Genomic DNA, 24,711 nt, shown 5'->3' with positions numbered 1-24,711 from the left:
TCAATACGCGCCCGAAGCGTCGGAAACCGTATCGGAATCCGTGGACGCCATCCCATCACCCGCAATGCGGGAATCTGTATCGGAAACGCGGTTGGCCGCGTCCCTACTCCATCCGGTGAAAAACTGCCAGCGGCTCAAATGCGCCAGCACCCGGTCGGCGGCGCGGGCGTCGACAATCGCCAGATGCACCGCATTCTCTCGCCCCAATGCCATAGATAGGGATTGCCGGTCCACCGGCAAGATCAACCCTTCGCGGCCGGAGCCTTCGTCTTCCTCGCCGACGCGCCATGCCTGCGCCAGCTTCTTGCGGCCGTCCTCGCCCGCATCGCTGGCGTGGAGGAGCAAGCGGACCTGTCCGCGGCGCGCGGCCTGTTCGATCTTTTCATTGCCGCTAATCAGCGTACCCGAACGCGATTCAAGCCCCAGGCGGTCGAGCGTCGCGCGCATCAACTGCGCCTCGATACGTTCGCCCAGATCGTCAGGAATGGCGATATTGCCTTCGTGAAGCGCGCGGGCGAGCCCGCCCTTCAGCTTGCCTTTGGCCTGCGCGGCTTCGAGTTCGGCGCGGCCCACACCGATCCACGCCCCGCGCCCCGGCGCCTTGGCATGGACGTCGGGGGCAATGCTGTTGTCGGGGCCGAGCGCCAGACGCACGAGCTGCTCCGCCGGCGAAACCTCACCGGTTACGACGCAGCGCCGCTCGGGCACATGCTGGCCGCGCCCCTTTGCGCGGTCGGTTTCGGTCAGCTGATCATTGCGCGGGGTCCGCATCGGCGGCCTCCCCGGTTTGCGGCTCCGCCGCGGGTCCGGCTTGCGGCTCCGCCGTGGGCTCCGCTTCGGCAGGCGCAGCCGCTTCGGGTTCGTCGTCGAACCAGTGCGCACGCGCCGCCATGATGATCTCGTTGCCCTGCTCTTCGCTCAGGCCATATTCGCCCAGCACGCCGCCCTTGTCCTCGGCGCGTTCGCTACGCGGCGGGCCACGACGGTTGTCGGTGCGCTTCTTGGCGATCAGTTCGTCGGTCGCAAGGTCGGCCAGATCGTCGAGCGTCTTGATGCCAGCCTTGCCCAGCACGACCAGCATCGCTTCGGTCAGATGCGGGATATCGGCCAGCGCATCTTCGACGCCGAGTTCGCGGCGCTGCGCGCGCGAGGCTTCCTCACGGCGTTCGAGCCCTTCGGCTGCACGGCTCTGGAGTTCCTGCGCCAGTTCGTCGTCGAAACCTTCGATGCTCGCCAGTTCGTCGATGCCGACATAAGCGACTTCTTCGAGTTCGCCGAAGCCTTCGGCAACCAGCAGCTGCGCAAGCGTTTCGTCGACGTCCAGTTCTTCCTGGAACATCGTCGAGCGTTCGACGAATTCGCGCTGGCGCTTTTCGCTCGCGTCGGCCTCGGTCATGATGTCGATCTGGCTGCCGGTAAGCTGGCTGGCGAGACGGACATTCTGCCCGCGGCGACCGATGGCGAGCGACAACTGATCGTCGGGAACGACGACTTCGATGCGGCTGTCATCTTCGTCGATCACGACGCGCTGGACCGTTGCCGGCTGAAGCGCGTTGACGACGAAGGTCGCGGTATCTTCCGACCAGGGGATGATGTCGATCTTTTCGCCCTGCATTTCCTGGACGACCGCCTGAACGCGGCTGCCCTTCATGCCGACGCAGGCGCCGACGGGGTCGATGCTGCCGTCATAGCTGATGACGCCGATCTTCGCGCGCGAACCCGGATCGCGGGCCGCGGCCTTGATCTCGATGATGCCGTCATAGATTTCGGGCACTTCCTGCGCGAACAGCTTCTTCATGAAGTCGGGGTGTGCGCGGCTGAGGAAAATTTGGGGCCCGCGCGTTTCGCTGCGCACCGACAGGATCAGCGCGCGGACGCGATCACCGACGCGCATCAATTCGCGCGGGATCTGCTGGTCGCGGCGGATCACGCCTTCGGCGCGGCCAAGGTTGACGACGATGTGGCCGAATTCGACCGACTTCACGACGCCGGTGATGATCTCACCCGCGCGATCCTTGAATTCCTGATACTGGCGCTCGCGATCGGCTTCGCGGACCTTCTGGAAGATCACCTGCTTCGCCGACTGCGCGTCGATGCGGCCAAGGTCGACCGCGGGCAGCGGATCGACGATGAAGTCGCCGATCTTGGCGTCCTTCTGCAGCTTCTGGCCGGCGGCCAGGTCGACCTGTTTGAAATAATCCTCGACCGCCTCGACGACCTCGACGACGCGCCACAGGCGAAGGTCGCCGGTCTGCGGGTCGAGCTTTGCGCGGATGTCGTTCTCGGCGCCGTAACGGGCGCGCGCGGCGCGCTGGATCGCTTCCTCGATGGCCTCGATGACGATGCCCTTGTCGATCATCTTCTCGCTGGCGACGCTGTTGGCAATCGCGAGGAGTTCGGCCTTGTTGGCGGAAATGGCAGTGGCCATCAGTCCTGTCCTTCTTCTTCCATTTCGTCGGCGCCCTCGATCGAGAGCGGGACGGTTGCGGCAATCAATTTGTCGGTGAGAACCAGCTTCGCCGTATCGATCGCGTCGAACGGCAGCTTGTGCTCCACCCCTTCCTTATCCGAAATCGTGACGACATCGCCGTCGATGCCGACCAGTTCACCGTTGAAACGCTGGCGGCCGTCGCGCTTTTCCTTCAGCGCAATCTTCGCCTCATGCCCGGCCCAGTCAGCGAAATCGGCGCGACGCGTCAGCGGGCGGTCGATGCCCGGCGACGAAACTTCCAGCCGATAGGCGGCGTCGATCGGGTCCTTGCCGGCCTCTTCAAGCGCGTCAAGCTGCGCCGAAATGCGGCGCGACAGGTCGGCGCAATCCTCGATCGTCAACTGGCGCGTGTCGGGCCGCTCGGCCATCACCTGCAACGTCGGATCGCTCTCGCCGCCAAAAAAGGCGACGCGCACGAGCGCTAGACCCATCGCCTCGGCTTCGGGCGCGATGATCGCATTGAGGGCGTCGATATCGACCAAGACAATTTCCCAAATCGGATGACCGGAAAACCATGCGGGTATAGCCGCCGCGGCCCGCGGCCCCGACGTCCCAACTGGCTAACCATGTCAAGAAGTAGGGCGCATATAGGCTTTGGCGCGTGAGTCGGCAAGGGAAGAATGGGGAGAATGCAAAGCCGGACACCGATGCCGCCCCTTGCCCTGCACGCGGCGCTGGGCAAAAGGGCCGGCATGACCGAAACGATCCCGCCGCCGTCGGCACACGCCGACGCCCCGCCCGCCGAAGCGCTGCTTTCGATCGCCAATGTGCGCGTCATGGCGGATGAAGCGTGCATTCTCGACCTTCCGGCGCTGACCATCGGCGCGGGGGAAAGCGCCGCCATCCTCGGCGCCAACGGGTCCGGCAAGTCGACGCTGGTCAAGCTGATCACGCGCCAGCTCTATCCCGCCTATGGCGCCGATGTCCGTATCTTTGGACAGGATAGCTGGAATGTTTTCGACCTTCGCAAACTGCTCGGGATCGTGTCGACTACCGAACAGCTCGATTTCGATGCCGACCCGCCGCTCGAAACGCTCGACTGTGTCGTCTCGGGCTTTTTCGCCTCGCGCGGGTTGTGGGCGCATCAGCATTATACGCGCGAAATGGTCGACGCGTCGCTCGCCGCGCTGGAAGATGCGGGCGCGAGCCATCTGGTCGGACGCAGCATGGCAAGCCTTTCGACCGGCGAGGCGCGCCGCGTCCTCATCGCCCGCGCGCTCGCACACCGGCCGCGCGCGCTGTTGCTCGACGAACCTTGCGCGGGACTTGACCCCGCGGCCCGGCACCATTTCCTCGACATGCTGCGCGGCATCGCGGGCACGGGGATCGCCCTGCTGCTCGTGACCCATCATATCGAGGAAATCCTGCCCGAGATCGACCGCATCATCATGCTGCGCGGCGGGAAACTCGACCGCGACGGCCCCAAGGAGGCGCTCCTGACCAGCGACACGCTGACCGACCTTTTCGGCCTGCCGATCGAGGTCACCCCGCGCGGCGAGTGGTACGACGCCGCCATCCGCCACTTGCCATAATTTTTCCATCGGATAGGCAGGCGTCCATGTCGTTCGATAGCGAAATCGAGGCGCTGGCCCACGACCATGTCTTCCTCGGCAAACGGCATGACGAAAATGCTCGCCGTACCCTGTGGGTGGTCGCGCTCACCGCGGTGATGATGGTGGGCGAGATCGCTGCGGGGATCGCGTTCAACTCGATGGCGCTGCTCGCCGACGGCTTTCATATGGCGACCCATGCCGGCGCGCTCGGTATCGCCGCGGTCGCCTATGCCTATGCGAAGCGCCATGCCTATGGCCGCCGCTACAGCTTCGGCACGGGAAAGGTCGGCGACCTTGCCGGCTTTGCCTCGGCGCTCGTGCTCGGCATCGTCGCGCTCGGAATCGCCTTTGAATCGGTCACGCGCCTGTTCGACCCGCGCCCGGTCGCCTTTGTCGAGGCGACGGTCATTGCCGTCATCGGCCTTGGCGTGAACGTCGTCAGCGCGCTGCTGCTCGGGCACGGGCATGACCATGGCCACGACCATCATGGCGACCATCACCATGGCGACGGGCATGCGCATGGCCATCACCATCACGAGACGGACAATAATCTCCGCTCCGCCTATCTGCATGTCATCGCCGACGCACTCACTTCGGTCCTTGCGATCGCCGCGCTCCTCGGCGGGCGCTATCTCGGCTGGGTGTGGCTCGATCCGTTGATGGGGATCGTCGGATCGGTCGTCATCGCGGTCTGGTCCTGGTCGCTGATGCGCGACACCGGCGCCGTGCTGCTCGACGCCACCGACGCCGCGCTCGAAACCGAAATCCGTGCGTTGGTCGAAGGACCGGGCGATGCGAAGATCACCGACCTGCACGTCTGGCGCGTCGGTCCGGGCGCGCATTCCGCGATCATCAGCGTCGTGGGTACGACGCGCGAGGTCATTTGCGCACGGGTCAAACCCGTCCGCGCAATCGAACATCTGACGGTCGAGATCCGGTGAAGCGGCGCCGGTCGCCGGCGCCTAATCGACCCGCTCGACCTCGATATGCGGCCAGTGCGCCGCAAGCCGCTTCGCCCAGCGGTCATAGGGCCACGGGATCACCTCCTCGTCGAACCAGAAGAGCCGGTTTCCTTCCAGATCATAGAGATGCACCTCATCATCGCTCTCGTCCTGCCGGACGATGCGCAGCTTGCCGATGCGCGACGGGTGGATGCGGCCTTCGTCGCCGCCGCGCGTCCCTATGCGCCGCTGCCACCAGACCAGGTCGCCTGTCGCGGGTTCGATGAAGCTTCCCCGGTTCGGGTTGGCGAGCATGTTGAGCCCCGCGCCAAGCGCGACCAGCGCCCCAAGCCCCTGCGCCAGCGGCACCAGCCACGGGGCGCACTCGCGCCCGCCCTCGCTGCAATTGTCGGCGGGGTCGATCGTCGAACCCGCCCAGAAAAAGAAGAGGCCGAAGGTGAGCAGCAGCCACATCCGAAAGTCGGTCCGCGCGCTTCGCCGATAGGAGGGGACGGTGTCGGTCATCGCACCCAGGCTAACGCAATAACCTCAACGCTTGGCTAATCGCCGATCCGCTGTGGATGCGCCGAACGAGGATGAAACATTTTGTTGGCGTTTCAGCGTATAAGGGAGACTGGCCCCGTTGGCGCGAATCGCGCGCGGAACGGACGCGACGGAATTTGACACACGCATGAAGCCCGAACTGTCCCTGACCGCCCGCTCGACGTGGCGCGACCCGGTGCCGGAAAAACCGGCCGGGCCGGGACGTGCCTTCTGGGCGGCGATCATCGCGGTCGTTACGGTCGCCTGCCTTGCCTTTCTGCTGACGAGCGGACAGTTTCGTGCCCCCCGCTTCTTCGGTCCATACAGCGTCTCGGTACCCTTGAGCTTCAAAGCCTATGATCCCGAGCGCTGGGCAATCATGAATGCAGAGGATTATGCCGACGCGCTGAAGATCGATCCGACCCTGCCCAATCCGGACAGCGTCGGTTATGGCGACGCGGCGGCCTCGCCGCCCGCCGATCCGGCGATGCTGCGCGACGAAGCCTTTGTCGGGCCGCCCGCCAAATCCTATGTTTTCCGCGGGGTCACCGCGCTCGACCGCGAGCGCGCGCATTATTGCCTGACCGCCGCCATCTATTATGAGGCCGCGTCCGAAACAGACGACGGGATGCGCGGCGTCGCGCAGACGGTGATCAACCGCGTGCGCCACCCAAGCTTTCCGAACACCGTGTGCGGCGTCGTCTTCCAGGGATCGCAGCGCGCGGGCGTGTGCCAGTTCACCTTCAGCTGCGACGGCGCGATGGCGCGCGCGCCCGAACGCCGCAACTGGCTCCGCGCGAGCCGCATCGCCTCGGCCGCACTCGGCGGCTATGTCTTCCCCAAGGTCGGCCTGGCGACCCATTACCACACACAGGCGATCTGGCCGCGCTGGGGCAAAAGCCTTGTGATGACCAATATCGTCGGCGCGCATATCTTTCACCGCTGGCGCGGTCGCTGGGGCATGCCCGACGCATTCCGCGCGCCCTATCTCGGCCGCGAGCCGGTGCCCGGCCCCTATCTGCCGCTGGCACAGCAGCTTGCGATCCTGAAGGGTCAAGGCCTTCCGCCCGGTGCTGGTCCCGCCCCATTGCTCACCGGCGCCGCCGCGCCGCTTCCCGACACCCCCGCCGCCCCGCTGCCGGGCACGATGGCGCCCACGGCGCCGGTCGCGCCGCCGCCCGTCGCGGCTCCCGCGGCGCAAACCTATGCCGATCCGCGGCTGAACCAGTCGGGCCAGGTCCGCGAAGAATTCCGCGGCAGCGGAGAGTGGAAACAGTGACGCAAACGGCCTAGGCTGCCCGGATCATCACGGGAGGCCAGGATGGGACATGTCAAAGGCATCGGTGGACTGTTTTTCCGGGCGCGCGACCCAGAGGCGCTGAGCGCCTGGTATCGCGAACGGCTGGGCGTCGGCGGCGGATGCAGCGCGGACGACAGCGTGCCGCCGAACCAGTGGGTATGGAATGTGACGGCGGGTCCGCTCGTCTTTGCGCCCTTCAAGGCCGACACCGACTATTTCGCGGCCGACCGCCAGTTCATGATCAACCTGCGCGTCGACGATCTTGACGCGGTGCTCGCGCCGTTCCGCGACGCGGGCGACGAGATCATCACGAAGGACGAATGGGACGACCCCGCGATCGGCCGCTTTGCGCGCGTGCACGACCCCGAGGGCAATCCTATCGAGCTTTGGGAACCGCCCGCGACCTGAAAAGCGAAGTCATTGCGAGGAGCCGAAGGCGACGTGGCAATCCAGAGAAGGCCCAAACCGCCCTGGATTGCTTCGCTTCGCTCGCAATGACGAGCGCTTATCTGCCCTGGCTGCGCCAGCGCTTGACCACGCGTTCGAGGATTTCGGCCTCGCCGCCGGTTTCGCGCCACAGTTTCGAGAAGAGCGGATCGCTCGACGCGGGGCGCTTCTCTTCCTCGAGCGTGTCGAGATAGACGCGGATCGGGATCGACACGCCTTCGCCGCAGACGATGCATTCGCGGTTGCGGAGCGCCGGGATCGAATCGATGAAGCCGCGCGCGCCTTCGGGCATCGCAGCCTTCACGAAATGCTGGTCGCGCTCGTTGTTGAGGCGCATCGAGATGATCGTGCCGCACTGCGACAGCACGCCTTCGGCAAGGTCGGACGGACGCTGGGTGATGAGACCCAGCGACACGCCATATTTACGGCCTTCCTTCGCGATACGTTCGAGGATCTTGCGGACCGCCTGTCCCTGCCCCGTGTCCTTCGACGGAATATAGCGGTGCGCCTCTTCGCAGACGAGCAGGATCGGGCGCTGCGGCTCGCCGCGCGACCAGATCGCATAGTCAAAGGTCAGGCGCGACAGCACCGCGACCACGACGCCGGTAATGTCCGACGGCACGCCCGACACGTCGATGATCGAAATCGGCCGGCCGTCCGACGGCAGGCGGAAGATCTTGCCAAGGAAGCCCGCCATCGTGTCGGCGACAAGCATTCCCGAGAACATGAAATTATAGCGCGGATCGGCGCGCATTTCCTCGATCTTGCCCTTGATGCGCATGAACGGCGCCGACGAGGTCGCCTTGTCGAGCTTGCCCATCTCGTTTTGCAGGATGTTGAGCAGGTCCGAGAGCAGATAGGGGATCGGCGAGTCGACCGTGATCTTCGTCATGCCCTCGGCAAGCCGGTTCTTGGTGCGCGCCTGAAGCAGGCAGCGCGCCAGAACGTCGCAGTCGGCCTGACGATCGCGGCCTTCGGCGGTGACGAACACTTCGCAATGCTCTTCGAAATTCATCAGCCAATAGGGCATGGCGAGATTGTCGACGTCGAACAGCGCGCCGGTGCCCTTGAAGGCGGCCGAATATTCGCCGTGCGGGTCGATCATCACGATATGACCCTGCGGCGCGAGTTCGCAGATCTTGTGGAGGATCAGCGCCGCGCTGGTCGATTTACCCGTACCCGTCGAACCGAGCAGCGCGAAATGCTTGCCGAGCATTGCGTCGACATAGAGCGACCCGCGAATATCCTTGGTCGGGTAGACGGTGCCGATTTCGACGTGCGCGCGTTCATCGGCGGCGTAAATCTGTTTGAGATCGGCGCTGGTCGCCGCAAAAACCTGGCTGCCCGGGATCGGATAGCGCGTTACGCCGCGACGGAAATTGTGAATGCGGCCGGTGATCTTCTCTTCCTCACCTTCGCCGAGAAAATCGATCGTCGCGACGATCAAGCCCTCCCCGCGCTCGTGCAGTTGCTGGTCGCGGATGCTGGCGATCAGCCAGATATTGCCGACGCGCACCTTGACCTGCGCACCCACCTGCCCCGCCATTGCGACGGCCGCATCGCTGGACGACGCCAATTTGCCGATCACGGCAGCATCGAGCAGAATGCGCGACGCCGAGCCCGAAATATCGACGACTTCGCCGATCATCAGGTCATCGCGATGATGGTTGGCTACCGGTGCAACCGACGCCGCTACGCCGCCGCCGCCGGCGAGCCTCACATGCTGTGCCGCCGTCAAATCGCTGGCGCCAAATCCGCCACCTTGCATATCCATGTATCCCGCCCCGCCTTTTGATGGTCCCGGCTCGGGATATCGCAGACGAGGGTAAATAGGCCGTGAATGATGATTAGGGTCAGCCCCTCTTATTGCGCGATCGAGGGTTGAAGCGATTTTGTTCAGTGCGAGGAGGCAAGGCGCGGGAATATGTCGATATTTCCAGACTTAAAGGGAGCCTGACCCTAACGACGGCGGAAAATAGCCGACGCGCCGTAACCGAGCACCAGCGACAGAAAGACCGCGGCGAGACCATAGAGAAAGCCGTGCCGCTGCGCTGCGAGCGCGACGAAGCGTTCGAACCCTGCCTTGCGGATCTGCACGTCGCGCGATGCGACGGCGAGCACGCGTCCGCGGCTGATCAAATAGGTTTCGGCGCGATAGGTGCCGACGGGAACGCGCGCCGGCACCGGAATGCGCGCGCGATAGAGCACGCCTTCGGTGATTTCGACCGCCGAAGGATTTTCGACGAAGAGACCCGATCGGCGATAGAGATCGGTTAGCCCCGCCTCGAACCGCTCCAGCTTCTTTGCCTCCGAAAATCCGCTGGGCGACATCGACAGATTGGCAAGGCCGAGTTCAAAGATCGCTGCGGTCCGCTCGTCGACCAGCTTGTCGATCGGGCGCGACGATCCGATCGCATAGAAGCCCGGCGAGGTACGCAGGCGGATACTGCTCGCATTGACCCAGATACCCGCGACGCGCCGCTTTTCGCGCAGCACGATCGGTCGCACGGGTCCCTTCAGCACGACCACGATGTCGGCACGGTCGTCGGGCAGCCGCTGCCCGGGATAGAGGATCGCGCCGAAAAGCAGCAATTCCTCGCCGGTGAAGCTGTACTGGATGTCGATCGCACGGCTCGACACGTCAGGCACCAGCCGGGGGTCGGCGGCATTGGCGGCCGCCGGCAGCGACAGCGCCGCGAGCAACGGGAGCAAGGCGCGCGGCGCGATCATTGCACCGTGTAGATTTCTTCGGGGCGGATAAAGAGGTCGACCCCCATGCGGAGCGCGACGAGCAGCACGATTGCGGCGAGCGCCATGCGCAGATATTCGGGCTTTACCTTTTGCGCAAAACGCGCGCCGATCTGGGCGCCGACGACGCTTCCGAGCAGAAGCAATCCTGCGAGCACGATGTCGACCGCGCCGGTGGTCAGCGCGTGAACCATCGTCGTTGCGATGGTCACGAATAATATCTGGTACAACGACGTGCCGACGACGACCTGCGTGCCCATGCCGAGCAGATACAGCATCGCCGGCACCATGATGAAGCCCCCGCCGACACCCAGCAGCATCGTAAGTACGCCCCCGACGATACCGAGAAGCAGCGGCGCGAGCGGCGAGATGTAAAGGCCCGAGCGATAGAAACGCCAGCGGAGCGGCAGGTTCGCGACCATCGGATGGTGGCGCCGCTTGCGCGCAGGGGCCGGCAGTCCGGCCTGTGACGCTCGAAAGCTGCCCCATGCCTCGCGCCCCATGAATGTCCCGACGGTCCCGAGCAGCGCGACATACAGGATGTTGATCACCGTATCGATCTGCCCCAAGGAGGTGAGCAGTTCGAATAGCCCCGCGCCGATCAGCGAGCCGATGAGGCCGCCCGCAACCAATACCCCGCCCATCCTGAGGTCGACCCCGCCGCGCTCGAGATGCGCCATCACCCCCGAAACGCTGGCGCCAGTCACCTGCGTCGCCGCCGACGCCGCCGCGACCGTCGGCGGAATGCCGTAAAAGATGAGCAGCGGCGTCGTCAGGAATCCGCCGCCAACGCCGAACATGCCCGACAGGAAACCCACCCCGCCGCCCAGCAGGATGATCACCAGCGCATTGACCGACAGATTGGCGACTGGGAGGTAAAGATCCAATTGTCAGGGCCTGTGAATTGCGGGTCCGAGGCGCCGAAACTGCGCCGAGTCCCGCGACCCTAGAGCATTTTTTCGCGGCGGGGAATCGGCGGCGGTGGCTAAATTTTCCGGCGTTCAGAAGTCGCTCGCCAGCGTCAGCGCCAGGCCGCTTTCGGGGCGCGCATTGCCAGCAAGGCGCTGGCGCCAGTCGAGCGCGATGCGGGTGCCCTCGCCCAGATCGGGCAGGAGCAAAGTCAGCCGCGGACCGACATCGGCCCGCGCGGCGCCCGGCTGTACCGCTCCCGCAACGAGCGCGCCAAGCCGCAGGAGAGACGTGTCGTCGGGGCCGAGGTGGCGATCGACGACGATTGCGCCGTCGGCGAAAGCGTCGCGCCGCCGCACGCCGACGACGCCCGCCTGCGCATAGGCGTCGAGCCGGAAACCGGCCGTCAGCGCAACCCTCGAAACGCCGCCGCTCGCCATCATCACGATCGCGGTGCGCCCCTCTCTGCCCAGCGTGACGCGCTGCTCGATCGCAATATCGACCGGCAGGTGCGCGAGTGGGGCAAGGGCGAGGCCGAACGCGATCTCGCGCTGCTGCGGGCGCTGAATGGCAACCGTCGCGCGCCCATAGGCGCGGACGCGCCCGTCATCGCGAAAGCCATAGTCCAGCCGCACACCCGCCTGACTCCCACCCAATTGGCTCGCCGCACCGATGTTCTCGGGCGCGGAGCCGGAGCCTTGGCGCAAATAGACCCAGTTCGCGAGCGCCCATCCGCCAAGCTGCCGCTGAATCCAGAATGGCTTGCCGTTCCCCGGATCGGAGTGTTCGGCAGGTGCGAGCGGAAACCAGAGCCCTCCGATAGTCGGGGAGGCAGAGAGCGCGACATCATCTGGCGGCGAAGGCGACAGCGGCGCGACCGGGGCAAGCCGAAGACTATCGCGATCGGCGCCCAAATCGACGGAAACGGACTCGTTTTCGATCGAAGCCGGGGCGACCTCGAAGAAGGCCGGCACGCCAACACGCCGGTGCGTCGAGAGATCTTGCTCATCGATGCGGGCGACAGGCGGGATGTCCGCGACGGCACGGCCCGCCGCAAGGGGAGACGGCGACAAAGGCGCTTCGACGGGATCGAGCGCAAAAGAGGTGGCCGGATTCCCGACCATCACAACCCGCATCGCTATCCAGCCGCCGACGCATAACAGCAGAAAGCGCAGTGCGGGCGCGTCACGGCGCACGTCGAGGCGGCGCATCATCATCACGCCCCCATCCTGACAAAGCCGTCCTGGTGCGCGACCTCATGATCCGGATGGTCGGTCTTGTCCCAAACAACCTTGCCCGACCGCAGCATCCGCCAGTAAAGTCCGATCGCACGTCGCGCAGCGAGCATCGCGATCACATTGGCAAAAAAGACACGCGGCAACGAAATCATCGCCTCGCGCAAACCGTACCAGCGCGCCGTAAAATGCCCGCGAACGCCGATCCGCCAACACAGCATCACGGCATTGAACATCAGCAGCAACCGCATGCCGCCGCCCAGCTCGACGGCACGCCAGTCCAGCAGAAACTGCCCCGCCCAGCCAGCGATCGTGAAGATCAGCCCTGCATAAGCCGCCATTAGAATGAGCGCGGAAAGCGGCGCGCGACGATCGCGCCACAGCATCCAGCGCCCGATCCACGCCCGGCCGGCGCCGGCGCCTATGGCCTTATCACGCCGCGCACCAAGCCAGCCGAGATGGTCCCAGCCCGCCAAGGCGATCCCGGTAATCCAGCGCGACTTCTGCCGCACCGCCTTTTCGATTTCCCCCGGAAAAGCCCCTCGCGATACGATCCTGTCACCCGCGGGTCCGACCGTGTCGATAAAGCGCGTTCGAAGGCCATAGGCGCCGATCAGCATGCCCATCTCATAATCCTCGGTCAGGCTGTCGCAGCGAAAAGGCTCGCCGCCACGCTCGAGCGCCAGCAACGCCAGCGAGCTACGCGTCAGCGCGCAGCCGACTCCCGCTGACGGCAGCGGCAGGCCGAGGCGCGAGCGAACGACCAATTCCTTTCCATGCGCTTCGGCAAATTCGTCGCCATAATGCCCGCCGATCCAGCGTTCTCTGTGCCTGATCAACGGCACGACCGGAATCTGCACCATCGAATTTTCGCCGAGATAGCGGCGGTAAAGTGCGAGTTCGGCCGGATGAACATGATCTTCGGCGTCGTGCAGGACGATGGCGGCGAAACGCATGCCCTCGGCGCGCTCGTCATCGCCAAGCGCGCGCCACAAGCCGTTGAGATTGTCGCCCTTGGTGGTCGGCCCCTCGACGCTGCCCACGACAAGCCGCAGCCGCCGGTCGCGCGCGACGAGCGGCGATACGGCAAAGAGGGTCGCGGCATCATTGGGATAGCAGCCGAGGTAAAGTCGAAAATCCTCGTCCCTCCACGCCGCGAGCGTCCGATCGAGCATTGCCGGAAGCGCATCGGCTTCGTCCCATGCGGGCACGAAGACCGCGAAGCGTCCCTCCACCGGCGGCGCGTTCGGGGCGAGCGATGGTCCACGGCGGCGGGTCACCAGCCACAACGCATCGAACAGCAGGTCGTCGAGCCCGAACAGCAGAATCCCGACCGAGGCGAACAGCATCAGTTCGTGACTGGCCCCCATCACCAACCATTCCAGCCATGCGGTCGACTGCTCCAATGTGCTAGCCCTGCCCCCACCGATCACCTAATGTCATCAATATCGATACTGCTAGTGAACAGAGCAGATTTGTAAAGACGACTATATCATTGATTAACTGTCAATTTCACTGACAAATCAAAGAAACACCTGACCGATGATCCGCAGATTTCCACCCCATTCAGCATTGATAGAATTCCTGAGAAGTGAAAGCGCAGGCGGAATTCTTCTTATTTTCGCATCCATTTTGGCGATGATCGTTGCCAATTCGTCGTTCGCGCCGCTTTATCACGACGCGATTCACGCCGTTACCGGACCGATACTTACCGACAAGCTCGGCCCGATGACGGTCCATCTGTGGATCAACGACGGATTGATGGCGGTTTTCTTCCTGCTCGTCGGGCTGGAGATCAAGCGCGAGTTCGTCGACGGAAGGCTCGCAAGCTGGGACCGGCGCCGATTGCCGTTCATTGCAGCGGCAGCCGGAATGGCGGTTCCTGCAGTCATCTACATTCTCTTCGCGGGAAACACATCGGGGCTGGCGCAAGGCTGGGCTATCCCTGCGGCCACCGACATCGCCTTTGCGATGGGCGTGCTTGCGCTGCTTGGCAAACGCGCGCCGACCTCGCTCAAATTGTTCCTCGTCACCGTCGCGATCGTCGACGACATGGGCGCGGTCGCGATCATCGCGCTCTTCTATACTGCGAAGATCAATCTCGCCGCGCTCGGGGTGGCGGCGGTCATCCTTGGCCTGATGTTCGCGATGGCACGCCTGCGCGTGAAGAGCCTGCCCCTTTATCTCCTGATGTTCGCCTTCCTCTGGTACGCGATGCTGCTTTCGGGCGTCCACGCCACGATCGCCGGGGTACTTACTGCGATGACCATCCCGTTCGAACGCACGCCGGGGGAACCCAACAGTGCACATTCGCCGCTTCACAAGCTCGAACATGCGCTGCACCCTTGGGTCGCGTTCGGCATTGTTCCCCTGTTCGGCTTCGCCAACGCCGGGGTCGATATCAGCGGGCTCACCGCCCAGCAGATTTTCGCGCCGCTGCCGGTCGGGATCGCTGCCGGCCTTTTCCTCGGCAAGCAGATCGGCATTTTCGGCAGCGTCTGGCTGGCGGTCAAATTGGGAATCGCGGGCCGACTGCGCGGCGCGACCTGGCTCCAGGTCTATGGCGTCGCGATATTGTGCGGCATCGGCTTTACGATGAGCCTGTTCATCGGCGGCCTCGCCTTTCCGGGCGATGCGCTGCTGGTCGAGGAGGCGAAGATCGGTATCCTGACAGGATCGCTGATGGCAGCGCTTGTCGGTTTCGCGGTGCTGCGCTTCGCACCGCTCCATCCCGATCATGACGCGGCCGAAAGCCAGTCCGATGCGGAAATCGCCGCTGACGGCGATGTGCGTGACACCAGCGAAAGCAGCGGTATAGCCGCGTGATGCGCAAACTCATCGCCCTGTCGCTGATCGCCCTCCTTTCGGGGTGCGCCGCAAGCGAAACCCGACCTTCGGCGGCCAAGCCGGACCTCGCCACACTCGACGTCCGCCGCACGGCCGCCTCGACCAAGGCGCTCGACGAGATTGCAGCCGCATATCTGCGGCTCACCCTCGAAATCGGGACGCACGAGCCCGGCTATATCGACGCCTATTACGGCCCGCCCGAGCTTCAGAAGGCGGCCGAAACGGCGCCGCGCGACAAACCAGCGCTGCTCACGGCGACGCGTGCGTTGATGGCAGAGGTCGATCTTGCGGCCCGGCGCATCTCTGACCCGCTCGCGAAACGCCGCGCGACCTTTCTCCGGGCGCAGCTCCGCGCCGCCGAAACGCGGCTGCAGATGATGCAGGGCACCCGCTTCGCCTTTGCCGACGAGGCCGAGCGGCTGTTCGGTGTGCGCCCGCGACTGAAGCCGCTCGCGAGCTACGACGCCGAACTCGCGAAAATCGAGGCGCTCGTCCCTGGCGACGGCGCGCTCGCCGATCGCGTCGAGGCGTATCTCGACGCCTTCACCCTCCCCAAGGACCGCCTGCAGAAAACCTTCGACGCCGCGATCGCGCGATGCCGCGGGCGCAGCATGGCGCATATCCCGATGCCCGAAGGCGAAAGCTTTCGGCTGGAATTCGTGACCGGCAAGAGCTGGAGCGGCTATAATTATTATCAGGGCGGCTATCACAGCCTGATCCAGGTCAACACCGACCTGCCGATCCGCCTGTCGCGCGCACTCGACCTTGGGTGCCACGAGGGCTATCCGGGACATCATCTCCTCAACATGAAACTTGAGGAAAAGCTGGTGAAAGAGCGCGGCTGGAACGAATTCAGCGTCTATCCGCTCTATAGTCCGCAGAGCCTGATCGCCGAGGGCAGCGCGAATTACGGTATCGACCTCGCCTTTCCCGAAAGCAGCAAAGCCGACACCGAACGCGACGTGCTGATGCCGATCGCCGAGATAGCGGTGCCGTCGGACGACCGCTATTGGCAATTGCTCGCGGCGATCAAGCGCGCTTCGGGGGCGCGGCTGACGATCGCGCAGCAATATCTCGACGGCGCGATCGATCGCCCGACAGCCGTCGCGCTCACCCAGAAATATCTGCTCGTCTCGCCGCAGCGCGCCGAGCAATCGATCAGCTTCACCGATCAATATCGCAGCTATGTGATCAACTATGGTCTCGGCGAGACGATGGTCCGCGCCTATGTCGAGCGCGGCAAGCCCAGTCGCGACGAGATGTGGCGGCGCATGGCGAAAATCGTCAGCGAACCGACCTTGCCTTCGGACCTGCTCACGCGCTGAGCGTCAGATATCGACGATGATCTTGCCGAAATGCGCGTTCGCCGCCTGATGCCGGAAGGCATCGGCAAGACTTTCGAGGGGAAAATGCTGGTCGAGGATCGGGCGGATGCCGTTCGCCTCGACTCCCGCGATCATCGCAAGTTGCTGCGCGCGACTGCCGACGGTAAGACCCTGTACGCGCAGATTCTTGCTCATCAGCAGCGCTGTTTTCACCGGCCCGACTATGCCGGCGAGCACACCGATCAGCGCGACATGCCCACCGACGCGCGTTGCAACCATCGACTGGTCGAGCGTGCCCGCACCGCCGATCTCGACCACCGTATCGACACCGCGCCCGCCGGTGAGTTCGAGCGCCCTGGCGCCCCACTCCGGGACGTCCTTGTAATTGATCAGCTCGTCGGCGCCGAGCGCCTTCAGCCGATCGAGCTTCGCATCGGACGAACTTGTCGCGATCACCCGCGCGCCCGCCGCCTTGGCGAATTGTAACGCGAACACCGAAACCCCGCCGCTGCCCTGCACCAGCACGGTCGAGCCCGGCTGCGTCACGCCATCGACGAACAGCGCGCGCCACGCGGTCAGTCCGGCACAGGTCAGCGTCGCCGCCTCGGCCGCCGACCAGCCTTTCGGCGCATGGGTGAACCATTGCTGCGGCGTCACCACCACTTCGCGGGCATAGCCGTCGATGCTGTCACCCGGCACCTGCGTGAAGGCGTTCGGCGGCGCCGCACCATCGGCCCAGAAGGGAAAGAAGAGCGACACGACATGGTCGCCAACGCGATAGTCGGTGACGCCCTCACCGACCGCCTCAACCGTCCCCGCGCCGTCGGACATCGGAATACGTCCGTCGACGGTGGGGATCATCCCGGCGACCACCGCAAAGTCGTGGAAGTTCAGCGACGAGGCTGCCAGCCGCACACGAATCTCACCCGGCCCCGGGTCGCCGGGGTCGGGAAGATCGGTCAGCGTCAGATTGTCGAGCGAGGCGGGCGCGCGAAGCTGGACCGCTCGCATCACTCCGCCGCCATCGCCATTTCAACACGCTGCGGACCGCGGATGACGCCGCCCGGCGTCGGCCCCTGCATTTCGCCGTCCTTGAACGTCACGACACCCGACTTGACCGTCGCGACATAGCCGTCGGCCTTTTGCAGCAGGCGCTTGCCGCCCGCGGGCAGGTCGAATGCGAGCCAGGGCTTGCCGAGCTTGATCGAATCCATGTCGATGACGTTCAGATCGGCAAGATAGCCCGGCGCGAGCACGCCGCGATCTTCGAGGCCATAGAGTATCGCCGTGTCGCGACACTGACGTTTGATTGCGTGTTCGAGTGCGATGCGATGGCCTTTGCGGTCGCGAACCCAGTGCTGAAGCATGAAGGTCGGCGAGGCGGCGTCGCAGATCGTGCCGCAATGCGCGCCGCCGTCCGACAGGCTGTTCACCGTATCGTCCGACGCCTGCAAATCCTCCAGGAAATTGAGGTTGCCGTCGCGGTAGTTCAAAATCGGGAAATAGATGAAACCCTTGCCGTCATCCTTCATGAGGAGGTCGTATGCATATTCGGAGGGCGAGACGCCCGCGGCGACCGCGCGCGCCATGATGCTCTCGTCCATCTTGGGCTCATAGTTGAAATCGGGGTCCATTTCGAAATGGACCGGCCAGCCTTCGGCGACGACCTTCAGAAAGTCGAGAATGTCGCTTTCGGGCCAGACATTCGCCTCTTCGATCATCCGTGCCTTGAACGCGGGATCTTTCAGCTTCGCGAGCTGCTCGGCCCAGGGCAGGTCGATAATCTCGTTCCATGCGGGCTTGAAACGGAACGGATGCACGGTGCCCTGCCACGCCATGATGATGCCGTTGCCGCGGAGTGCGATCTGCGCGACGATGTTCGCGCCGGTCGAATTCTGTTTCCGCATTTCCGCAATCTGCTCTTCGAGCGGCAGCTCCTTGGCGATCGATTGCAATGCGGCGAAGGTCACCGGCAGTCCGGTTTCGCGGCTGAGGTCGCCCATCCACTGAAACTCGTTCCACTCGCGCTTCATGTCGCTCGCCATTTCGAACACACCGTAACCGACGCGTCCCATTGCGCGCCCGATCGCGACCAGTTCCTCGGCGGTCGCAGTGGTGCCAGGGACGAGTTCGCCGTCGATCGACTTGTGCAGCACGGTGCGGCTGGTCGAGAAACCAAGCGCGCCGGCGCGCACGCCCTCCTCGACGATGCGTGACATTTCGGCGATGTCCGCGTCGGTCGGGATCGCACCGGGTTTCTCGCGGTCGCCGAGCACATAAGCGCGGACGGCACCGTGCGGGACGTGGCACGCCACGTCGACCGTGCGCGGCAGTTTTTCGAGCGCGTCCATATATTCGGGAAAGGTTTCCCAATCCCACGACATGCCCTCGGCAAGCGCGGTGCCGGGAATATCCTCGACGCCTTCCATCAGCGAAATCAGCCATTCGTGGCGGTCGGGCTTGGCGGGGGCGAAGCCGACGCCGCAATTGCCCATCACGACGGTGGTAACGCCGTGCCAGCTCGACGGCGCCATTTCGGCGTCCCACGTCGCCTGCCCGTCATAATGGGTGTGGACGTCGACGAAGCCCGGGGTGACGATCTTGCCGGCAGCGTCGATTTCCTCCCGTCCTGAGCCGAGATTTTCGCCGACCGCGACGATCCGGTCGCCATCGATCGCGACGTCCGCGACAAAGGGCGCTCCGCCCGAACCATCGACGACGGTGCCGCCGCGAATCACCAGATCATGCATGTCCGCTCTCCCAAGCATTTTGGCCAGATTTTTTAGTTTCACGAAGAAACCTATCATCAAAATTGCGATATGCAAATAAACGCGCGGCGCCCGCGACAAGGCGCTATGGTGACGGGACAAAATCATTGGGAGTTGCTGCCATGATCCGTCCGCTCACGTTCGCCCTGTTGTTCGCCGTTTCGGCGACCCCGCTCGCCGCCAAGGACTCGCCCGCCCCCGACTATAAGGCCGCGCTCGCCGATCCCGCGCGCCCCGCCGCCGACCGCGAACGCGATGCGTCGCGCAAACCCGCCGAACTGCTCACCTTTGCGCAGATCAAGCCCGGGCAAAAGGTCGGCGATTTCGTCATGGGCGGCGGCTATGTGACGCGCCTGCTAGCCGGCGCAGTCGGCCCGGCGGGCAAGGTCTATGCCTTCCAGCCCGCCGAATTCATCGCCTTCAAGAAACAATATGGGGACGATCAGGCCGCGATCGACGCCGCTTATACCAATGTCGATGCCGTCGCCGGTCCGTTCGCGGCGCCCGCCTTTCCCGAACCGCTCGACACGATCATCACCGTGCAGAATTTCCACGACCTCTATCTGAAACCCTTTGCCGCGGGCACCGGCGACAAGGCGAGCGCAGCTTTGTTCGCGGCGCTCAAACCCGGCGGCACGCTCGTCGTCGTCGACCATAGCGCGGCGAAGGGCAGCGGTACGACGCTGTCGGACAGCCTGCACCGGATCGACAAGGATGCGGTCATCGCCACACTGACCAAAGCGGGTTTCAAGCTTGATGCGGAAAGCGACCTCTATCGCCTTCCCGCCGATCCGCGCACGGCCAATGTCTTCGACAAGGAAATCCGCGGCAAGACCGACCAGTTCACCTTGCGCTTCCGCAAACCGGGATAAAAGAATGACCAGCGACGACCAGGATTATGTCTATGACGAAGCGAGCGGCGAATGGATGTCCGCCAGCGACATTGCCGCGCGCGACGCCGCGGCCGCCGCGGGTCCCGAAGTACGCGACGCGGTCGGCAATCTGCTCGCCGATGGCGACTCGGTCGTGCTGGTCAAGGATTTGAACGTGAAAGGCGCGGGCCAGACGCTGAAGGTCGGCACGGTGATCAAGTCGATCCGCCTGACCGGCGACGCGCAGGAAATCGACTGCCGCCACGACGGCATCAAGGGGCTGGTGCTGCGCGCGGAGTTTGTGAGAAAACGCTAAGCACGCCCGGAAGGCGGCGCTTCCGAACTCCAAGCGGGCCGCGCGGCATCCATCCCCGCGACGACCTTGTCCCAATAGGCCTCGGTCCGGCCCTGGAACTTCATGTCGAAGCTTTCGACCGTTCGGAATTCGAGCACTTCGACCCCATCCGGGCCGGGCTTGTACGTGTAGGGCACGTCGCTGCCGACGAAAAAACCGTCGCCCGCGCCCAGTTCCTCGGTGCCGAGCTTCAACGAACCCGCGATGATATAATAGAGGCAGTCGGCATTATGGCTGTGCAGCGGCAATGCGAAACCGCTTTTGAACCACGCATAGGTCAGGCTCATATGCGGGAGCGAGAACAGCGCTTTGGTGATGTTCCCTTCGCCAACGCCAGCGGCGACCCAGCGCCCGATGCCCGCCTCGACGATCGGTGTCAGGCCGGCGAGCGTCATCTTGTCGGTTTCGTTGAGATCGGGAGCGTCGGCGCCCCGGAATATCCGGAACGATGTCGCATCCTTGGCGCGGTCGGCTTCGGCCATGGTCCTCTCCTCTTCTGCTCGTTGCGCCGATCATGCCGCAACCGGAAGAGGAGAGTCCATCCCGATCAGATTCGGCCCAGCGTCTCTTTGCGCGGCCCCATATAGCCGAACAGATAGGCCGCGACCTTGCGCATCTGGATTTCCTCGGCGCCTTCGGTGATGCGATAGCGGCGGTGGTGGCGATAGATATGCTCGAACGGCTTGTGCCGCGAATAGCCGATGCCGCCATGCACCTGCATCGCGCGGTCGGCAGCTTCGCAAACGAGGCGGTTCGCCCAGTAATTGCACATACTGACCTTGTCCGAGAGCGTGCGCTCGACCTCCTTGTGCGGGGTGTTGTCCATGTCCCACGCGGTCTTGCGGATCAGCAGGCGCAACATCTCGGCCTGTGTCGCGAGTTCGACGAGCGGGAACTGGATCGCCTGATTCTTCGCCAGCGCCTCGCCGAACGGCTTACGCTCACGCGCATATCGAACGCTTTCCTCGATGCAGAACACCGCCGCGCCCAGCGAGCTTGCCGCCTGCCGAATGCGGTTCTGGTGAACGAAGCTCTGCGCGATCGACAGCCCGCCGCCCTCCGGACCGAGCCGCGCATCGTCGGGCACCCAAACGTCGATGAAGGTCATGCGCGGATGGTCGGTCGGCATGTTGAACGTCCACATATATTCGTCGACGGTCATGCCCTCGGTCCCCGTCGGCACGAGCAGGCAGGTGATGCCCTTCGCATCGCCGTCATTGCCGCTGGTGCGGCAGAAGGTCGCGCAATGCGTCGCGACATGCATGCCGGTGATCCACATCTTGCGCCCGTTGATCAGCCAGCCGTCGACGCCATCGCGCGTCTCGCGGACCGCGCGCGTCTCCATATGTGTCGCGTCGCTGCCATGGTCGGGCTCGGTCAGCCCGAACGCGGTGCGGCGCTTGCCCTCGAACCCGCCGAGGATGAATTCCTGCTTCTGTTCGTCGCTGGTGCCGAACTGTTCGAACATTTCGACGAAGGGGAAATTGCCGACGATGCTGTGCTCATTCTGAAGATCGTTGTGGAGCCCCAATCCCTTCGCCGCGAAATGCTCGCGGATCACCGCCATCCACAGATTGCTGCCGTCCTTGCCGCCGTACTTCTTGGGCGCCGAGAAGCGCCAGTGCCCCGCCGCATCGGCCTTGCGCGTCGCCTGTTTGAGCAGGTCTTCCCAGTCGTGGCGCGGCAGCCCCTGATTGTCCCAGTCGGTGCGCGCATGTTCGCGGCGATGGTCGAAGAAGCGGATATTGTCGTCCGCAAGTTCGAGCGGTTTGATCTCGGCGTCGATAAACGCATCAAGCTCGTCCAGATACGCCTGCAGGTCGGCGGGCATCGCAAAATCCATGTCTCTCTCCCTTTTATCTTCTATCCGCGCCACGCCGCGCGCGCCGCGCCGAGCGCAGCATATTTGGGGCTGTCGATCGCGCATTTGTCGAGCAGGACACGCCGCAGCTTTGCAAGCAGCCCCGGCTCGGCGAGCGTCGTCGCTCCCGACAGCAGAGCCGCCGACAGCACGGCATCCTCGGCGCGCACGCCAGCGTCGAGATCGCGCAATATGATCCCGAGCGCGTTCATCGCGACCACCGCCTCAAACTTGGCATGGCCCTCCGCTTTCGGTTTGATCGATGCCTCGATCCAGTCGCGCACCGCCTGCACCATCTCGGCATTCGTCGGCTCGCCCACCGGCGCCGGTGCGGCATCCGGCGATGGCGGCAGCGGCCGATCGCGCTCCACTTCCGGCGCTTCGGCTTCGAGCAGCAAGAGCAGATCAAGCTCCTGCTCGGCGGTGCGCCGGCCGATCACGACGCGCTCGACCGTCCGGTCGGCGCCGTTCCGCCACATCTGCCCCATCTGCAAACAGCCGAGCGCCCACCACAAGGTCCGATAGACGAGCCAGAAACGAAAGCGGCCGCGGTCGACCTTCGCTCCGCCCGCCGCTTCATAGGCCGCGAAATAATCGTCGATGCTGCCGACCCCGAACGCGGGCTTGTCGAGCCGCCCAAAGCGCCACACGGTCATGCAGCCAAACGCCAGATCTTCATGCGCGTCACCGCGATGCGCAAGTTCCCAGTCGAGCACGGCGGCCAGGCCCTCACCGTCGACCATCACATTGCCCATCCGATAATCGCCATGGACCAGCACAGGCATCGCCGGTTCGGGCAGATGATCCTCGCACCATTTGATCGCGAGCGCGATCGCCGGCCGGTCGCCGCCGTACGACAGAAAGCGGGCCTTGAGTTCGGCCAGTGCCTCGGCCGTGTCCATCAGCGGGATCGCCGCTGGGATCGTGCCGGCCGGGATCGCGTGGATGCGCGCAAGCTCGCGCCCCAGGTCGGCGAGCAGCGACGGCGGCGGGTCCGCAAGAATCTTCGCCGGGCTCACTTCGGCGATCACGCGCCGCATCACATAGCCGGTGCCCATGCCGTCGCCCGGCTCCAGCACGCCGACGACTTCGGGCGCCTTTACCCCGGCATCATGCGCCGCGATCACCAGCGCCGCCTCGTCGGCATGGCCATAGGGCCGACCTTCCATATAGTCCGCCGACGGCGCGCGGCGCAGCACATAGCGATCCACCTGCTCCGCCTCGCCCCAGTCGAACGCCCAGCTTTCCATATTCGCCCCGCCCGACAGGCGGGCGAGTCCCGAAAGGGCGCCGGGGCGAGCGACGCGGGTCATGAAGGCGGAAAGCGGTGCGGCGAGATCGATCATTACTTAATGATGCTAAGGATTTTTGACGGCCGCAAGCCGTAATCGCATCCGGGTCGGCGCAATCGCAGGAAATGCCAAATAATGCCGCAACGCCGGAGCGGCGCGATTCGCGGCAGAACGGAATCAGTCGAGCGCCCCGTAAGAGGCATAATCATCGACATGCGCGTTCGAGCGGCGAAAGCTGGTGAAGCTCATGCTTGCCGACAGGTCGAGCGCCTCGACCTGATGCCACCAGCCGACGGGCAGGAAAATCGCCTCGCCGGGGCCGATGACCGTTTCGAGGATCGGCGGGGTGTCGGCGTCGCCGGGGCCTGCGGGCAGCGCGTCATTCGTCCAATCGGAAAAACAGTGGCGGCTGTTCTTCATGCGGTCGAACGCCCAGGGCGGCGCCATGCGCACGCGCTTGCGCCCCATCACCTGGACGAGCAGATTGTTGGTGAGATCATGATGCCAGGGGGTCAGCGTGCCCTTTGGCCCCAGCCAGAAAAAGCCGTCGCGCTGCCGCGTGTCGTCGAGCAGGGCGATCGGCGCCATATCGTCCCACAAGGGCGCCAGTGCCGCAGCATTGGTGCCGCTGTTATAGGCGGTGAGATAGATGTCGTTGCTCGCTTCGTCCTTGCGCAGCCAGTCGATCAGTTCGGCGAAGCGGACAAGGCGGCGGTGATCGTCCTTTGCGAGTTCATAATCGGGACTGCGGTCACGCTCGACCTGCGCCTCGACGACGGCGTCCCCCGCGACCTCTGTAAAATGATCGAGCGACCAGCGCGTCAGCGCCGGCCAGTGATCGATGATGCCGCTGAGCTTCGCCGGGCGGTTCACTTCATAATGATGGCGATAGAAATGACCGGAGTCGGGCGCATCGAGCGTATCGAGCGCGAAGCCGCCCTCGCCCTCGCGCGCCAGCCGATCCTGATTGGCGAGCAGCCAGCGCTGTTTCGCCATGCGCGCCGCCTGCCGGCGCAGCATCGCCGCCATCGGGTCCTTGGCCAACCGGTCGACTTCATATTTCGCGGCGGCGGCCGACACGCCTGCGGCGACGAGCCGCGCATGCAGCGCGGCATCTTCGTCACCGGCGGCGAGGCCTTCTGCAAGCAGGGCGCGTTTGTCGGGCTGGGGCATGTAAAAAACTCCTCGGCCCGCTCAAGGACATCCAGATGACAAAAGGATGAC

23 protein-coding genes are annotated in these 24,711 nt (G+C 64.6%); 8 read left to right on the top strand and 15 right to left on the bottom strand.

From position 1 onward, the window contains the following. The 3 genes from SC1_RS01650 to rimP are packed head-to-tail and all read right to left on the bottom strand — an operon-like array spanning position 1 to position 2,973. Positions 1–771 (bottom strand): DUF448 domain-containing protein, encoded by a 771-nt coding sequence (locus SC1_RS01650; RefSeq protein WP_062176715.1) that lies wholly within the window; start codon positions 769–771, stop codon positions 1–3. Next, a complete protein-coding gene (gene nusA / locus SC1_RS01645) occupies positions 752–2,428 on the bottom strand; it encodes a transcription termination factor NusA (protein ID WP_062176712.1) in 1,677 nt (558 codons plus the stop codon). The genes SC1_RS01650 and nusA overlap by 20 nt, the downstream gene beginning before the upstream one ends. Beyond that, positions 2,428–2,973: a ribosome maturation protein RimP gene (gene rimP / locus SC1_RS01640; RefSeq protein ID WP_062176709.1), complete on the bottom strand. Its 546-nt coding sequence runs from the start codon at positions 2,971–2,973 to the stop codon at positions 2,428–2,430. The genes nusA and rimP overlap by 1 nt, the downstream gene beginning before the upstream one ends. A gap of 210 nt (positions 2,974–3,183) precedes the next feature. Between rimP and SC1_RS01635 the strand changes: the two genes are divergently transcribed. Together SC1_RS01635 and dmeF are read left to right on the top strand one after the other, a co-directional pair. After that, complete coding sequence (locus SC1_RS01635; RefSeq protein ID WP_062183361.1) at positions 3,184–4,023, top strand: ABC transporter ATP-binding protein; 840 nt, start codon at positions 3,184–3,186, stop codon at positions 4,021–4,023. Positions 4,024–4,049: 26 nt separating this feature from the next. Beyond that, positions 4,050–4,985, top strand: a complete 936-nt coding sequence (gene dmeF / locus SC1_RS01630) for a CDF family Co(II)/Ni(II) efflux transporter DmeF (RefSeq protein ID WP_062176706.1) — start codon at positions 4,050–4,052, stop codon at positions 4,983–4,985. 21 nt (positions 4,986–5,006) lie between these two features. Here dmeF and SC1_RS01625 read toward each other — a convergent pair whose 3' ends face one another. After that, positions 5,007–5,510 (bottom strand): hypothetical protein, encoded by a 504-nt coding sequence (locus SC1_RS01625; RefSeq protein WP_062176703.1) that lies wholly within the window; start codon positions 5,508–5,510, stop codon positions 5,007–5,009. 166 nt (positions 5,511–5,676) lie between these two features. Between SC1_RS01625 and SC1_RS01620 the strand changes: the two genes are divergently transcribed. Together SC1_RS01620 and SC1_RS01615 are read left to right on the top strand one after the other, a co-directional pair. Next, positions 5,677–6,807: a cell wall hydrolase gene (locus SC1_RS01620; protein WP_062176699.1), complete on the top strand. Its 1,131-nt coding sequence runs from the start codon at positions 5,677–5,679 to the stop codon at positions 6,805–6,807. Positions 6,808–6,849: 42 nt separating this feature from the next. Then, a complete protein-coding gene (locus SC1_RS01615; RefSeq protein ID WP_062176696.1) occupies positions 6,850–7,236 on the top strand; it encodes a VOC family protein in 387 nt (128 codons plus the stop codon). Positions 7,237–7,333: 97 nt separating this feature from the next. Here SC1_RS01615 and SC1_RS01610 read toward each other — a convergent pair whose 3' ends face one another. The 5 genes from SC1_RS01610 to SC1_RS01590 all read right to left on the bottom strand — a co-directional run bounded on the left by SC1_RS01610 (position 7,334) and on the right by SC1_RS01590 (position 13,573). Then, positions 7,334–8,923 (bottom strand): ATP-binding protein, encoded by a 1,590-nt coding sequence (locus SC1_RS01610; protein ID WP_238586711.1) that lies wholly within the window; start codon positions 8,921–8,923, stop codon positions 7,334–7,336. Positions 8,924–9,234: 311 nt separating this feature from the next. Further along, complete coding sequence (locus tag SC1_RS01605; protein WP_062176691.1) at positions 9,235–10,005, bottom strand: TIGR02186 family protein; 771 nt, start codon at positions 10,003–10,005, stop codon at positions 9,235–9,237. Continuing rightward, entirely contained in the window at positions 10,002–10,910 is a 909-nt protein-coding gene (locus SC1_RS01600) for a sulfite exporter TauE/SafE family protein (protein WP_062176688.1), read from the bottom strand. The genes SC1_RS01605 and SC1_RS01600 overlap by 4 nt, the downstream gene beginning before the upstream one ends. 114 nt (positions 10,911–11,024) lie before the next feature. Next, on the bottom strand, positions 11,025–12,149 hold the full coding sequence (locus tag SC1_RS01595; RefSeq protein ID WP_062176685.1) for a hypothetical protein: 1,125 nt from the start codon (positions 12,147–12,149) through the stop codon (positions 11,025–11,027). Beyond that, a complete protein-coding gene (locus SC1_RS01590; RefSeq protein WP_062176682.1) occupies positions 12,149–13,573 on the bottom strand; it encodes a glycosyl transferase family protein in 1,425 nt (474 codons plus the stop codon). Before SC1_RS01590 ends, SC1_RS01595 begins: the two co-directional genes overlap by 1 nt. Positions 13,574–13,709: 136 nt before the next feature. On the opposite strand from SC1_RS01590, the gene nhaA reads away from it, so the two are divergent. Further along, positions 13,710–14,993 carry a Na+/H+ antiporter NhaA gene (gene nhaA / locus SC1_RS01585; protein WP_062176680.1) on the top strand — a complete coding sequence of 428 codons (1,284 nt, stop codon included), beginning with the start codon at positions 13,710–13,712 and terminating at the stop codon, positions 14,991–14,993. Beyond that, on the top strand, positions 14,993–16,339 hold the full coding sequence (locus SC1_RS01580) for a hypothetical protein (protein ID WP_062176676.1): 1,347 nt from the start codon (positions 14,993–14,995) through the stop codon (positions 16,337–16,339). Before nhaA ends, SC1_RS01580 begins: the two co-directional genes overlap by 1 nt. A 3-nt stretch (positions 16,340–16,342) precedes the next feature. Here SC1_RS01580 and SC1_RS01575 read toward each other — a convergent pair whose 3' ends face one another. Together SC1_RS01575 and SC1_RS01570 are read right to left on the bottom strand one after the other, a co-directional pair. Further along, entirely contained in the window at positions 16,343–17,350 is a 1,008-nt protein-coding gene (locus tag SC1_RS01575) for an NAD(P)-dependent alcohol dehydrogenase (protein ID WP_062176673.1), read from the bottom strand. Continuing rightward, positions 17,350–19,089, bottom strand: a complete 1,740-nt coding sequence (locus SC1_RS01570) for an amidohydrolase family protein (protein ID WP_062183354.1) — start codon at positions 19,087–19,089, stop codon at positions 17,350–17,352. Before SC1_RS01570 ends, SC1_RS01575 begins: the two co-directional genes overlap by 1 nt. 140 nt (positions 19,090–19,229) lie before the next feature. Here SC1_RS01570 and SC1_RS01565 point away from each other — a divergent pair, with 140 nt between their 5' ends. Beyond that, the gene (locus tag SC1_RS01565) at positions 19,230–19,979 is read left to right on the top strand and encodes a class I SAM-dependent methyltransferase (protein ID WP_062176670.1); all 750 of its coding nucleotides are present in this window, start codon (positions 19,230–19,232) and stop codon (positions 19,977–19,979) included. A 4-nt stretch (positions 19,980–19,983) separates the two neighbouring features. After that, entirely contained in the window at positions 19,984–20,295 is a 312-nt protein-coding gene (locus SC1_RS01560; protein WP_062176668.1) for an alkylphosphonate utilization protein, read from the top strand. Here SC1_RS01560 and SC1_RS01555 read toward each other — a convergent pair. From SC1_RS01555 to SC1_RS01540, 4 genes are all read right to left on the bottom strand, one after another. Beyond that, a complete protein-coding gene (locus SC1_RS01555; RefSeq protein WP_062176664.1) occupies positions 20,292–20,816 on the bottom strand; it encodes a hypothetical protein in 525 nt (174 codons plus the stop codon). The genes SC1_RS01560 and SC1_RS01555 overlap by 4 nt on opposite strands. Positions 20,817–20,881: 65 nt before the next feature. Beyond that, positions 20,882–22,177: an acyl-CoA dehydrogenase family protein gene (locus SC1_RS01550; RefSeq protein WP_062176661.1), complete on the bottom strand. Its 1,296-nt coding sequence runs from the start codon at positions 22,175–22,177 to the stop codon at positions 20,882–20,884. A gap of 20 nt (positions 22,178–22,197) precedes the next feature. Then, positions 22,198–23,541 (bottom strand): phosphotransferase family protein, encoded by a 1,344-nt coding sequence (locus SC1_RS01545; RefSeq protein WP_062176658.1) that lies wholly within the window; start codon positions 23,539–23,541, stop codon positions 22,198–22,200. 123 nt (positions 23,542–23,664) lie between these two features. Next, positions 23,665–24,660 carry a cupin-like domain-containing protein gene (locus tag SC1_RS01540; RefSeq protein WP_062176655.1) on the bottom strand — a complete coding sequence of 332 codons (996 nt, stop codon included), beginning with the start codon at positions 24,658–24,660 and terminating at the stop codon, positions 23,665–23,667. Positions 24,661–24,711 lie beyond the last annotated feature (51 nt).

The sequence above is a fragment of the Sphingopyxis sp. C-1 genome, from assembly GCF_001047015.1.
Taxonomy (GTDB): domain Bacteria; phylum Pseudomonadota; class Alphaproteobacteria; order Sphingomonadales; family Sphingomonadaceae; genus Sphingopyxis.
The sequence above is the reverse complement of the archived record's forward strand: the minus strand, read 5'-3'. Positions and strand labels throughout refer to the sequence as shown.